We start from the raw sequence: 13,348 nt of genomic DNA on the forward strand, positions 1-13,348 counted from the left end.
GCAATCCTTGCCGACCCCAGTCGCCGCCACGGCCGGCGCGACCGGTCGCGACCGTTATCGCTTCAGGAGAGAACCGCCATGTCGTCCCCGTTCGTCAGGCCGCTGAGCCTGGCCATCGCCCTGGCCCTGTCGGCCCCCGCCTTCGCCCAGGACGCCGCCCCGGCCACCGCCACCAACCTGGACACGGTGATCGTCACCGGCACCCGCGCCAGCAACCGCACGGTGCTCGAGTCCACCGCGCCGGTGGACGTGCTCACCGCCGAGGACATCCGCAAGGCCGGCGTGGTCAATGGCGAACTGGGCAGCGCGCTGCAGGCGCTGCTGCCCTCGTTCAACTTCCCGCGTCAGTCCAACTCCGGCGGCGCCGACCACGTGCGCGCCGCGCAGCTGCGCGGGCTTTCGCCCGACCAGGTGCTGGTGCTGGTCAACGGCAAGCGCCGCCACACCTCGGCCCTGGTCAACACCGACAGCAAGATCGGCAAGGGCACCACGCCGGTCGATTTCAACGCCATCCCGATCAGCGCGATCAAGCGCATCGAGGTGCTGCGCGACGGCGCCGGCGCGCAATACGGCTCGGATGCGGTGGCCGGGGTGATCAACGTGATCCTGGACGACGATCCGGACGCCGGCGCGATCGAGGCCAGCTTCGGCGCCAATCACACCGATGTCGAGCCGATCCACCGCGAGATCACCGACGGCCAGACCAGCTTCTTCAGCGCCAAGGTCGGCGATCGCATCGGCGAGGACGGCTTCTTCAAGCTGGGCGTGGAGCTGAAGAACCGCGAAGGCACCAACCGCGCCGGCTTCGACCAGATCCCCTTCTTCGAGGAGCAGACGCCGGACAACCTGGCCCTGGCCGGCAAGCGCAACTACGTGCTGGGCGACGGCAAGTCCAAGGACCTCAACGCCTGGATCAACGCGGCGGTGCCGTTCGGCGCCACCTCCGAGTTCTATGCCTTCGGCACCTTCAACCAGCGCGACACGCAGGGCGCCAACTACTTCCGCTATCCCGACAGCGTGGCCAACTGGAAGCAGGTCTATCCGCGCGGCTACCGCCCGGTGTCGCTGGGCGAAAACCGCGACGCGCAGGCCGTGGCCGGCGCGCGCGGCCAGTGGGGCGACTGGGCGTACGACGCCAGCCTGGACTACGGGCACAACGACTTCACCTACCGGCTGAAGGATTCGCTCAACGCCTCGCTCGGCCCGGGCAGCCCCACGCGCTTCAAGACCGGCGACTACGCCTTCGACCAGACCGTGGCCAACCTGGACCTGAGCCGGGTGTTCGAGGCCGGCACGGCCACCCACACGCTGGGCACCGGCGTGGAGTTCCGCCGCGAGCGCTACGAGACCGGCGCCGGCGACCCGGCCAGCTACGCGGCCGGCCCCTACACCGACCGCCCGACCGGCTCGCAGGCCGGCGGCGGCCTGACTCCGCAGGACGTGGCCGACCTGTCGCGCAACGTCGCCAGCGCCTATGCCACGCTGTCCAGCCAGTTCGGCGAGCACTTCTCCACCGACATCGCCGGCCGCTACGAGCACTACCAGGACTTCGGCGGCCAGTGGACCGGCAAGCTGGCCGCGCGCTACGAGTTCGTGCCCGCCTTCGCCGTGCGCGCGGCGGTGTCCAACAACTTCCGCGCGCCCTCGCTGAGCCAGATCGGCTACGAGGCCACCTCCACCGGCTACGACGCCGCCGGCCGCCTGGTGCAGGGCCGGCTGCTGTCGGTCAACAACCCCATCGCCCAGGCGCTGGGCGCGCAGCCGCTCAAGCCGGAGAAGTCGCACAACTACAGCCTGGGCTTCACTAGCCGCATCGGCAGCCAGTTCGATGTGTCGCTGGACTTCTTCCAGATCGACATCGACGACCGCGTCGCGCTGTCCGAGGACATCACCGGCGATGCGCTGACCGATTTCGTGCAGGACCGCTTCGGCGTGGGCGGCGTGCAGAGCGCCAGCTTCTTCGTCAACGCCGCCGACACCCGCACCCGCGGCGCGGAACTGGTCAGCAACTGGCGCCAGTCCGTCGGCGATGGCCAGTTGCTGCTGACCGGCACCTGGAGCTACGCCAAGACCGAGTTGAAGCATCTGGTCGCCACCCCGGGCCAGCTGCTCGCGCTGGACCCGGACTACGTGCTGTTCGGCGTGGAAGAGAGCAATACGCTGACCGAGGCCACGCCGCGCACGCGCGCCGCGCTGGCGGCCAGCTGGACCGACGACACGTGGTCGCTGAGCTCGCGCCTGAGCCGTTACGGCAAGGCCACGCGCGTGTTCGACTTCGGCGACGGTTTCGTTCCGCGCCAGACCTACAGCGCCGAGTACCAGCTGGATGCGGAAGTCGAATACCGCATCACGCCGCAGTGGAGCATCGCCCTGGGCGGGCAGAACCTGCTCGACCAGTATCCGGACCGCTCGATCCCGGATATCGCCTACTTCGGCAACCTGCCCTACGACGTGCTCTCGCCGATCGGCAGCAACGGCGCGTACTACTACGGGCGGGTGCGCTTCACCTTCTGAATGCGCTGACCTTCTGAAGGGACGGCCCGTCGCCTGGACGGGCCGTCCCCCGGTCCTGCCTGGTCGGAAGGCTACCGCTTGCGCTCGAAGATGGAGATGTACGTCGTCCCGATGTCGTCATCCGCCAGATAGGTGTGGGCATCCATGAAGTTCTCGGCAAACCAGCTCTCCCCGAAAACCGAGCCGACCAAGCGCTGCCAATTGGACGCCGGCAACTGATCGGCATACCCGCGGAGGGCCACGGCCTTGACCATGCACAGCGAGGCCGAGCAGGAAGGCGTCCCGATCTGCAGGGCGTCGTATTCCAGGCCATGCGAGCGCAGCGAAACTTCTATCTTTTCGGCCAGGTCGGGGGACCAGGCCGGGTCCTGCTTCTCTTTCTCGGCCAGCGTGTAAAGATCGATGAACTCGGGATCTGCGTAGCTGAGCTTGTGCACCATGAGGTCGATGCGCTTGGCTCCGTCGCTGTCGAGCGGCTTGAAGCCGGTCTTCCTGGTGACCTCGGGCGCGGATCGGCTTTCGACCGACTGACTGGATGAAAGACCTGGCGCCTCCGAGCGTTCACCGCTGCCCTTCGCCGCCGGGCTCTCAGGCGCTTGTTCTTCTTCGACCGTTTTGGCGACAGGATCCGCCCGCTCGACCGATGAGCCCTCTGGCCTGTTCCGCAGCGTTACAGCCGCAAGCATGGCTGCTACCAGGACGACCACCATGATCAGGATTCGTTTCATCGCGACTCCAAGGGCATGCAGGCGCCTGAAGGCAGGACAGGGATGGGAGTGACCGCGCTTGGAGGGGATTTCACCACCTTTGGCTGCGGCAATGGGACATCTCACTGACGATGCGGCGAGTCTGCGCCCACCTTCCGCGCCAAGTCAGTCCAGGAAGCGGTCGCGCTGCTCGGGGCTGGGCACGGTGCAGGTGGCGCCGGCCCAGCGCCGGCGGTTGCGGGCGACCCAGCGATAGACGCGGTCGCGCGCGCCGCGCGGCACGGCGCGCGCGGCCGTAGCCAGCACCGGCCAGCCGCCGCCGAGGCCACCGAGCACGCGCGCGATGGCGTCGGTCTCGACGTGGGCGCCGTCGCGGTCGACCAGCAGGAACGAGGACGGGTCGTGCGGGTCCAGGCCGTGCTCGGCCAGCAGGGCCGCGCCGGTGCGGCCCTGCATGGCGGCGAAGCGATAGCGCGCGGCGCGATCGTGACGCAGCAGGAAGCGCACCCAGCCGTTGCACATGGCGCATGCGCCGTCGAACACGATGATCGCCGCGCCCCGCGTCTCGGCGGCGGGATCGCCGCCGGGGGGCACAGCCGCGCTCATGTCGGCGCCCGCCACACCAGGGTGGCCATGCGACCGCTGCGGCGGTCGCGGCGATGCGAGAAGAAGCGCTGCGGGTCGCCGATGGTGCACAGCGTGCCGCCGTGCACGTCGGTCACGCCGACCGCGGCCAGGCGCCGGCGCGCCAGCGCGTACAGGTCCACGCGCCAGTGGCCGGGGCGGGTCGCGACGAAGGCCGCGGCGGCGCCAGGGTCGCTCGCGGTGAACGCGTCGAACACGTCCTGGCCGATTTCATAGGCGTCCGGCCCCGCCGCCGGTCCCAGCCAGGCGCGCACGTGCGCGGCCGGCGTGCGCATCGCGGCGACGGTGCGCTCCAGCACCCCATCGGCCAGCCCCCGCCAGCCGGCGTGGGCAGCGGCCACTTCGCTGCCGTCGGCGGCGGCGAACACCACCGGCAGGCAGTCGGCGGTGAGGATGGCCAGCACCACGCCGGGGGTGTCGGTGACGGCGGCGTCGGCTTCCGGTTCATCGTCCTGCGCGCGCGGCGCGCCGAGCGGTGTCTCGAAGCGCACCACGCCGGTCCCGTGCACCTGACGCAGCCACTGCGGCAGCGACGGCAGGCCGGCCAGGGTGACCAGCTCGGCGCGGTTGGCCTCCACCCGCGCGGGGTCGTCGCCCGCGGCGGCGCTGCGGTTGCCCAGGTTGAAGGTGTCGAATGGCGCAGCCGAGCCGCCGGCGCCGAAGCGCAGCGTCACCAGCGCGCGCACGCCGGGCGGCGCGGGCCAGTCGGCGGGCAGCAGCGCGCTCATCGTCGCGGGCTCACTTGGCCTTGTGGATCGCCGCGTCGTCGCGCAGCGCCGCCATCAGCGCCAGCATGTCGGCCGGGACCGGCGCGCTGGTGCGCACCGGCTCGCCGGTGGTCGGGTGGCTGAACTCCAGCGTCTCGGCGTGCAGGGCCTGGCGGCGGAAGCCGCGCAGCTGGGCATTGAGTTCCTCGCTCGCCCCGCGCGGCAGGCGCAGCGGGCCGCCGTAGAGCGGATCGCCGACGATGGGAAAGCGCAGATGCGCCATGTGCACACGGATCTGGTGGGTGCGGCCGGTCTCCAGCCGGCACTCGACCGCGGTATGGCCGCGGAAGCGCTCGCGCAGGCGCACGTGGGTGACCGCATCGCGCCCGTCCTCGCGCACGGCCATCTTCAGCCGGTCGCGCGGATGGCGGTCGATCGGCGCATCGACGGTCGCGCCGGACACCATCGCGCCGACCACCACCGCCACGTACTGCCGATGCACCTGCCGCGCGGAGAGCTGCGCCACCAGCGAGGTGTGCGCCGGCAGGGTCTTGGCCACGACCATGACCCCGGAGGTGTCCTTGTCCAGGCGATGGACGATGCCGGCGCGCGGCAGCGCGGACAGCGCCGGGTCGCGGAACAGCAGGGCGTTGACCAGGGTGCCGGTCGGGTTGCCGGCGCCGGGGTGGACCACCAGCCCGGCCGGCTTGTCCAGCACCAGGACCTCGCTGTCCTCGTACAGCACCTGCAGGGGGATGTCCTCGGGCTGGGCGTGGGTCTGGGTGTCCAGCACGGCGTCCAGCGTGGCGACCTGGCCGGGGGTGACCGGGTCGCGCGGGCGCACCACCTCCCCATCCAGGCGCGCGTCGCCGGACTTGATCCATTCGGACAGGCGCGAGCGGGAAAACTCGGGGAACAGCTCGGTCAGCACCGCGTCGAACCGGCGCCCGGCCGCGTGCGTGGGCACCTGGGCGCTGCGCGGGCCCTGTGTGGCGGGGGCGTCCAGGGGGGCGTCGTCGTCGGCTACGGCAGTCATCCGGTCAAGCGGTTCCAGTGAAGAAGTTGGCCGGAATTCATGGCCCGGCAGCCGCCTAGGCTATCATCGCCCCCTCGTTTCCCCGATGCGGCCCGTCCGCCAGCCCATGTCCCAGCGTTTCGCAGCCCCGTCCGCCCGCGCCACCGTCCGCGTCCTGCTCCTGCTCCTGGTGGTGGCCCTCACGGCCACAGGCTGCGGCCGCAACAAGAAGGACAAGGCGGTCGACTCGCGCCCGGTCGAGGCCATCTACACCGAAGCCCACACCGACATGACCCGCGGCAACTGGTCCGGTGCGGAGAAGCAGTTCCAGTCGCTGATCGCCCAGTACCCGTACGGCCCGTACACCGAGCAGGCGCAGATGGAACTGGCCTACGCGCAGTACAAGTCGGGCAAGCTGGAGGAGGCCGTGTCGAGCATCGACCGTTTCCTGCGCACCTACCCGACCCAGCGCAACGTGCCCTACATGTACTACCTGCGCGGCCTGGCCAACTCCAACCGCGACACGGTGTTCCTGCAGAAGGTCTGGAGCCTGGACTCCAGCCGCCGCGACCTGTCCACCCCGTTGCAGGGCTATAGCGACTTCAACACCGTCTCCGAGCGCTACCCCAACAGCCGCTACGCCGCCGACGCGCGCCTACGCATGGTCCAGCTGCGCAATACCTTCGCCCGCCACGAGATGGACACCGCGCTGTACTACCTGCACCGCGGCGCCTACACCGCCGCCGTGGGCCGCGCCAAGTACATCCTGGAGACCCTGCCGCAGAGCGAGTACCAGTACGACGCCGTCGCCCTGCTGGGCGAGGCCTACACCCGTCTGGGCAACAAGCAGCTGGCCGACGACGCCCGCCGCGTGCTGCAGATGAACGACCCGCAGCACCCCTGGCTGGCCGGCAAGTGGCCGGACTTCCCGTCGACCATGCGCAAGCTCAACCCCTTCGCCGGCGAGAAGTCGGCGCTGGACAACGAGCGCGAAGACGCGCACTGACTTTCCTGCGAGGAAAAGCGAAAAAGGAGCCGCAAGGCTCCTTTTTCGTTTTCAACGGGGATGACGCATGGAAGCAAGCCGGCTGCCGTCTTTGCTGTGGGCCGCAGTGTCGTGGGCCGCGTTCGCCGGGTTGGGCGGTTGCCAGGCCGCATCCACCCCACCCGCTCTTCAGACAGCCAACGCCGCGTCGGTTCCCCCCTGGTCCAGGGATGAAGCGGCGGCCTATCTGGCAAAGATCACCGAGGTCGCCGCGATTCCGGATGCGCACGCGCGCTGCATCGCCGCGCCTGACCTGCCCGGCAACCACTGGCCATCCGGGGCCGCCCGCGCCCGCTGCGACGCGCTTCTGGAGGGACCCTGGCCCATTGCCCGCATCGAGGCGCTGTTGAGCGGGCCGGACGGCGGGAAACAGCTCGACCAGGCGTTCAGCAGCGCACAGGCCGCCTATGTACGGGCGCCTCGCCAGCATCCGGAGTGGGAGCGCGCCTTCGAGGCCTTCGGGAACGATTCAAGAGACCTGCCCGAGGTCAGCAAGACCGCGGAGGCCTGGCTTTCGCAGTCGCCACGAAGCGTCTACGCGATGACGGCGGTAGGCCTGGCCTATCTGAACAACGCCTGGAGGCAGCGGGGCGGTGGCTTCATCTCCGAGACCTCGCGGCAGCAGCTCGATGCCATGCAACGCTGGCTGGACCGGGCCCGTCCGGTGCTGCAGGAGGCCGTGGCGATCGATCCCCACCAGGGCTATGCCTGCGCGGCCCTGCTGGATATCGTGCGGATGGGCAGCGGCCCACCGCTCGGGCAGGACACCGTCGAACGCTGCGCGCAGGCCGAGCCCTACCTGCCGGGTTATCTGAGCTCCGTGCGTGTGGCGGCCATGCCGCGCTGGGGCGGGAGCTGGCAGGCACTGGCGTCCTTCGATGCCTTCATCGAAGCCCCGGCGCAACAGAATCCGGCATTGGCCTACATGCGTCATACCACGCTCTTGGAGCGAGGCATGGCGTTACAGCGCGACAAGCAGCCCGCAGCGGCCCTGCCGCTGATGATCGCGGTCGCCACCGATGCCCCGCACGGCGCAGCGCTGGCCGGTGCCGCACGCGGCCTGCAGGAAGTCGGGCAGTTTGATGACGCCATGGTCTACATGACCCAGGCGATCCGGTTCGAGCCGCGCAATGTCGCTGTGCTCAATGAACTCGCCGAGATGTACCAGAAGCACGGCGACCACGCGCAGGCGGTCCGCATCCTGCAGGACACCGTCGACCGCGGACTGGCAAGTCCGGGCACCTACACCAAGCTGGCTGTCTCCGCGGAAAAGCTCGGCGACTACGCCACCGCGAAGCAGGCCTACACGGTGCTGTTGCAGGAGCCGCGCTACCGGCAGTGGGCACAGACCTGCCTCTGCGACATCGTCGTGCGTCGGGAACACGATCCCTCCGGCGCGCTGGCCTGTACGCAGGCGCTGGTCGCGGCTCTTCCGGACGACCCGATGGCGAACTTCATGCGGGCCTGGGTCCTGACCCAGCAGCATGATCCCGGTGCCGAAGCGGCGGCGCAGCGCTTCTTTTCCCTGCCGCAGGGAACCGATCCGCGGCAGGCGCAGATGACCGCGCAGCTTCAGGAGCTTCGCGCGGGGAAGAGGCAATAGGGCGCGCCAGGGGCGAGTGGCGAAGGTGCCAGACCCGGCACACTGGTTCCCTGCGCTAAAGCCACGGGGTTCCCGCCTTCGCGGGAACGACGATCGGAGGTTTCTGGCGGAGCGACGATGCGCGCTCGCAGCCGAAGCCACGGCCGCGTGTGGAATCCAGCATCGCGCCGCGGCGCTGGGCCGCGTGCGCGCCACGCCCTAAGCTGAGGCGACTCTCCCGCTCCCAAGGTCCGTGCGTGTCCTCACCTCATGTCCTGCACTACAGCGCGTTCACCGATCGGCCCGAGGGCGGCAATCCTACCGGTGTCGTGCTCGATGCCTCGGGCATGGCGACGGCGGACATGCAGGCGCTGGCCACGCGGCTGGGCTATTCCGAATCGATCTTCGTCCAGCCGGGCGAGGCGGGCGCGTTCGACGTGCGCTACTTCAGTCCGCTGGACGAAGTGCCGTTCTGCGGCCACGCCACCATCGCCGGCGCGGTCGCGCTGGCGCAGCGCGATGGCCCGGGCACGCTGCGCTTCCGCACCCGCGCCGGCCTGGTCGAGGTGGTCACCGCACGCGAGGATGCCGGCATCGGGGCGACCCTGACCAGCGTCGCCCCGCACGTGCTGCCCGCGCTGCCGCCGGGCCTGCTCGACCAGGCCCTGACCCGGCTGCGCTGGAGCGCCGACGAGTTGGACCCGGCGCTGCCGCCGGCCATCGCCTACGCCGGCGCGCGCCACCTGATCCTGGCCGCCGCCACGCGCCAGCGGCTGGCGCGGCTGGACTACGACTTCGCCGGGCTCAAGGCGCTGACGCAGGCGCACGAGCTGGCCACGGTGGCGCTGGTCTGGCGCGTCTCGGAGCACGCATTCGCCGCACGCAATCCCTTCCCCGCCGGCGGCGTGGTCGAGGATCCGGCCACCGGCGCGGCCGCGGCGGCCTTCGGCGCCTATCTGCGCGCGCTCGGCGCGGTCCAGGCGCCGACCGACCTCCACATCGTGCAGGGCGAGGACATGGGCCGGCCGAGCCAGCTACGGGTGCACATCCCGGCGGCGGGTCCGATCCGGGTGAGCGGCCGCGCCGTGCCGATTCCGGCGCCGGCTCAGGCCGGGTAGCGGTTGCTGATCGGGTAGCGGCGCTCGCGGCCGAAGGCGCGCAGGGAGACCTTCGGGCCAGGGGCGGCCTGCTGGCGCTTCCATTCGTTGACCCGCACCAGACGCAGCATGCGGTGGACGGTGTCGGCGTCGAAGCCGGCGGCGATGATCTCCTCGCGCGACTGCTCCAGATCGACATAGCGCAGCAGGATCGCGTCGAGCACGTCGTAGGGCGGCAGCGAGTCCTGGTCGAGCTGGTTCTCGCGCAGCTCGGCCGAGGGCGGGCGGTCGATCACCGCCGGCGGGATCACCGGCGCGCCGCCTACGGTGTTGCGCCAGCGCGACAGCGCGAACACCTCGGTCTTGTACAGGTCCTTGATCGGCGCATAGCCGCCGCACATGTCGCCGTAGATGGTGGCGTAGCCGACCGCGTACTCGCTCTTGTTGCCGGTGGTCAGCAGCAGCCCGCCGAACTTGTTGGACAGGGCCATCATGATCGCCCCGCGCGCGCGCGACTGCAGGTTCTCCTCGGTGGTATCGACCGGGTGGCCTTCGAACAACGGACCCAGCGCCTCCAGGTAGCCCTTGAACGGCGCCTCGATCGCCACGGTCTCCATGCGCACGCCCAGCGCGCGGCACTGTTCCTCGGCCAGCGAGTTGGACAGCCCGGCGGTGTAGCGCGAGGGCATGCGCACGGCGGTGACGTTGCCGGCGCCCAGCGCATCGACCGCCAGCGCCAGCACCATCGCCGAGTCGATGCCGCCGGACAGCCCCACCCAGACCTTGCTGAAGCCGTTCTTGCCGCAGTAGTCGGCGATGCCGCGCACCACCGCGCGCCAGGCCAGCCCATCGCGGCTCTCGTCGCCCTCGTCGCGCCACAGCACCGGCGAGAACACGCGAGAGGCGGCGTCGTAATCGGCCACCAGCCACTGCTCGGCGAAGGCCACCGCCGCCGGCGAGATCTCGCCGTTGCCGCTGGCCACCACCGAGGCGCCGTCGAACACCAGCGCGTCCTGGCCGCCGACCACGTTGAGATAGGCCAGCGCCACGCCGGTCTCGGCCACGCGCTGGGCCAGCAGCGCATCGCGCTGGGCGTGCTTGCCGTGCTCGAACGGCGAGGCGTTGGGCACCAGCACCAGCTGCGCGCCGGCGCGCGCGGTGTCGGCCAGCGGTTCGGCGAACCACAGGTCCTCGCAGATCACCACGCCCACCGGCACGCCCTTGACCTCGAACACGCAGCTGCCGCCGTCGGGATCGACGTGGAAGTAGCGGCGCTCGTCGAAGACGTTGTAGTTGGGCAGCTCGCGCTTGCGATACGTCGCCTCGATGCGGCCGTCGCGCAGCACGCTGGCGGCGTTGTAGAGCACGCTGCCGGCGCTCTCGGGCCAGCCCACCACCGCGACGATGCCGGTCGCGGCCTGCGCGACCTGCGCCAGCGCGCGGTGGCAGTCGGCCAGGAACGAGGGCCGCATCAACAGGTCCTCCGGCGGATAGCCGCTCAGCGCCAGCTCGGGGAACAGCACCACGTCGGCGCCGTATTCGTCGCGGGCGATGGCGATCTGCTCGATGATGCGCCGGGTATTGCCCGCCACGTCGCCGACCGGATAGTCGAACTGGGCCATGGCGATGCGAAGCGTTGCGGGCATGGGTCACCTGATGCGATGCGGGACGGACCCGCGCATTATTTCAGAAGCGCCCGGTCGGCCTGTGCGAACGACGCGCTGGGTGCGACCGTCGGTGAAGTCGGACCTCGTCGGTCAAGCCTCATCGTCGCCCAGGCGGATCCCCGCTGTGTAGAGCGGAGCTTGCTCCGCTGGGGCTTTCCCGAAGACCCGATCGAAACGCAGCGGAGCAAGCTCCGCTCTACAAGGAGGCGGCGGCTTGATCAATCCACTGCCGTGCCTTTGCTCGGTGGGAGCCGGCATGCCGGCGATGGGCTTTCCCGAGCCTCCTCCCTCAAATTCCGCACCGGCTCCCCAACCAGCGCTTCGCTCACTTGCCGAAGAACGCCGCCACATCGGCCACTTCGCGGGTCCGCGCGAACGGCGGCAGCGACTGCATGAACACCCGGCCATAGGCCTTGCCGGACAGGCGCGGGTCGCACAGCACCAGCACGCCGCGGTCGGTCTCGCTGCGGATCAGCCGGCCCACGCCCTGCTTGAGCGCGATCACCGCCTGCGGCAGCTGTTCGTCGCGGAAGGGGTTGCCGCCGGCGTTGCGGATCGCCTCCAGCCGCGCCTCGAACACCGGATCGTCCGGCGCGGCGAAGGGCAGCTTGTCGATGGCGACCACGCTCAAGGCCTCGCCGACCACATCCACGCCCTCGCGGAAGCTGGCCGAGCCCAGCAGCACGCCATTGCCCGATTCGCGGAAGCGCTGCAGCAGCGTGGCGCGCGGCGCCTGGCCCTGCACGAACAGCGGCCAGGGCGCGTCGCGCAGCGCCTCGGCGGCCTCGCGCAGCGCGCGGTGCGAGGCGAACAACAGGAAGGCGCGCCCGTCCGAGGCATGCAGCACCGGCAGCAGCGCGGCGACCAGCGCCGTGCCATAGCCGCGCGCGTTGGGATCGGGCAGCCCTGGCGGCTGGTAGCACAGCGCCTGGCGCGGCCAGTCGAACGGGCTGGGCTGCAGCAGCGTGTGCGGATCGTCCAGGCCCAGGCGCTGGGCGATGTGGTCGAAGCCACCGCCCACCGTCAGCGTGGCCGAGGTGAACACCCACGCCGCATGCGAGGCCTGCCGGTGCTGGCGCAGGGGCCCTGACACATCGAGCGGCGTGCGCTGGCAGCGGAAGCCGCGCGGGGTCAGTTCGTACCAGAACACATCGGTCGAGGCGTCGTGCGGCGCGTCGTCCGGCGCCAGCGGCAGGTCGTCGAGGTCCGCCGGGGGCACATCGGCATGGCGCAGCAGGGCTTGCGGCCCGTTCGCTGAGGGATCGCCGAGCCAGCGCAACAGCCGCCCCTCGATATCGCGGCAGCGCGCGTTGCAGGCGTCCAGGCCGGGCGTGGTGTCGGCCAGCGGCGCCAGCGCGCGGGCCAGGTCCTCCAGCGCCACGACCAGGGCGTCGAAGCCCTCGCGCACCGGCGCGCTGCCGAGCGCACGCTCGCGCGTGCCGCGCGGCGGCAGGAATTCCATCGCCGCACGCAGCTCGCGCAGGGTCTGCTCCGCTGCGGCCACCGGCGGCTGCAGCGGCGCCAGCGCGCCGGGCGCCTGGCGCGCCTCGACCAGCACATCGCGCAGCAGTTCCTGCAGCGGGCGCAGGCCGAAGCCTTCGCCGAAGAAGTTCGCCGCCAGCTCCGGCAGCTGATGCGCCTCGTCGATCACGAAGACCTGCGCGCCCGGCAGGATCTCGCCGAAACCCTCCTGCTTGAGCGCCAGGTCGGCCAGCAGCAGGTGATGGTTGACCACTACCACGTCGGCGGCCTGCGCGCGCTGGCGCGCCTGGACCACGAAGCAGTCGTCCCAGAACGGGCACTCGGTGCCCAGGCAGTTGTCCACGGTCGAGGTGACCATGGGCAGCAGCGGCGAATCCTCTGGCAGCGATTCGAGCTCGGCCATGTCGCCGTAGCGGGTGCGCCCGCTCCACACCACGATGCGCTGGAACTGGTCGGCCTGTTCGCGCGAGACGAAGCGCGGCTCGCCGCGCGCCTGCGCCAGCCGGTAGCGGCACAGATAGTTGGCGCGCCCCTTGAGCAGCGCCGCGCTGTGGCCCACGCCCAGCGCGGCGCGCACGCGCGGCAGGTCGCGGTGGAACAGCTGGTCCTGCAGCGCGCGGGTGCCGGTGGACAGGATCGCCTTCAGCCCGGACAGCAGCACCGGCACCAGGTAGGCGTAGGTCTTGCCGGTGCCGGTGCCGGCCTCGGCCAGCAGGGTCTCGCGCGCATCCAGCGCATCGGCGATGGCGCCGGTGAGGGCCAGCTGCGCCTGGCGCGGGACGAAGTTCTCGAGGCGCTGGGCCAGGGCGCCGCCCTCGCCCAGCGCCTCGCAGCTGGCCTGCGACAGCTGCGCCATCAGCGCGCCGCGCGGCGGCGACCGGCGCCGC

General features: G+C 70.9%; 10 protein-coding genes. 4 read left to right on the plus strand and 6 right to left on the minus strand.

Annotated elements, in window-relative coordinates; genetic code table 11:
- The first annotated feature begins 78 nt into the window (after positions 1–78).
- A complete protein-coding gene (locus tag WFQ05_RS10905; RefSeq protein WP_337053833.1) occupies positions 79–2,514 on the plus strand; it encodes a TonB-dependent receptor in 2,436 nt (811 codons plus the stop codon).
- A gap of 71 nt (positions 2,515–2,585) precedes the next feature.
- Here the strand turns inward: WFQ05_RS10905 and WFQ05_RS10910 are convergent, their stop codons facing one another.
- From WFQ05_RS10910 to rluD, 4 genes are all read right to left on the minus strand, one after another.
- Positions 2,586–3,242, minus strand: a complete 657-nt coding sequence (locus WFQ05_RS10910; protein ID WP_337053834.1) for a hypothetical protein — start codon at positions 3,240–3,242, stop codon at positions 2,586–2,588.
- A gap of 144 nt (positions 3,243–3,386) precedes the next feature.
- The gene (locus WFQ05_RS10915; protein ID WP_337053835.1) at positions 3,387–3,827 is read right to left on the minus strand and encodes a thiol-disulfide oxidoreductase DCC family protein; all 441 of its coding nucleotides are present in this window, start codon (positions 3,825–3,827) and stop codon (positions 3,387–3,389) included.
- Positions 3,824–4,594 carry a peptidoglycan editing factor PgeF gene (gene pgeF, locus WFQ05_RS10920; protein ID WP_337053836.1) on the minus strand — a complete coding sequence of 257 codons (771 nt, stop codon included), beginning with the start codon at positions 4,592–4,594 and terminating at the stop codon, positions 3,824–3,826. Before pgeF ends, WFQ05_RS10915 begins: the two co-directional genes overlap by 4 nt.
- A gap of 10 nt (positions 4,595–4,604) precedes the next feature.
- A complete protein-coding gene (rluD, locus tag WFQ05_RS10925; RefSeq protein ID WP_337053837.1) occupies positions 4,605–5,609 on the minus strand; it encodes a 23S rRNA pseudouridine(1911/1915/1917) synthase RluD in 1,005 nt (334 codons plus the stop codon).
- 106 nt (positions 5,610–5,715) lie between these two features.
- Between rluD and WFQ05_RS10930 the strand changes: the two genes are divergently transcribed.
- The 3 genes from WFQ05_RS10930 (at position 5,716) to WFQ05_RS10940 (ending at position 9,333) form a co-directional block, all read left to right on the plus strand.
- Positions 5,716–6,594 carry an outer membrane protein assembly factor BamD gene (locus WFQ05_RS10930; protein ID WP_337053838.1) on the plus strand — a complete coding sequence of 293 codons (879 nt, stop codon included), beginning with the start codon at positions 5,716–5,718 and terminating at the stop codon, positions 6,592–6,594.
- A 67-nt stretch (positions 6,595–6,661) separates the two neighbouring features.
- A complete protein-coding gene (locus WFQ05_RS10935) occupies positions 6,662–8,236 on the plus strand; it encodes a DUF4034 domain-containing protein (protein WP_337053839.1) in 1,575 nt (524 codons plus the stop codon).
- Between the two features lie 236 nt (positions 8,237–8,472).
- Entirely contained in the window at positions 8,473–9,333 is an 861-nt protein-coding gene (locus tag WFQ05_RS10940) for a PhzF family phenazine biosynthesis isomerase (RefSeq protein WP_337053840.1), read from the plus strand.
- Here WFQ05_RS10940 and WFQ05_RS10945 read toward each other — a convergent pair.
- Together WFQ05_RS10945 and WFQ05_RS10950 are read right to left on the minus strand one after the other, a co-directional pair.
- The gene (locus tag WFQ05_RS10945) at positions 9,321–10,958 is read right to left on the minus strand and encodes an NAD+ synthase (protein ID WP_286575152.1); all 1,638 of its coding nucleotides are present in this window, start codon (positions 10,956–10,958) and stop codon (positions 9,321–9,323) included. The genes WFQ05_RS10940 and WFQ05_RS10945 overlap by 13 nt on opposite strands.
- Before the next feature lie 346 nt (positions 10,959–11,304).
- Positions 11,305–13,317 carry an ATP-dependent DNA helicase gene (locus WFQ05_RS10950; protein ID WP_286575153.1) on the minus strand — a complete coding sequence of 671 codons (2,013 nt, stop codon included), beginning with the start codon at positions 13,315–13,317 and terminating at the stop codon, positions 11,305–11,307.
- Positions 13,318–13,348: the final 31 nt, after the last annotated feature.

The organism is Pseudoxanthomonas sp. USHLN014 (genome assembly GCF_037153335.1).
GTDB classification, from domain to species: domain Bacteria; phylum Pseudomonadota; class Gammaproteobacteria; order Xanthomonadales; family Xanthomonadaceae; genus Pseudoxanthomonas_A; species Pseudoxanthomonas_A winnipegensis.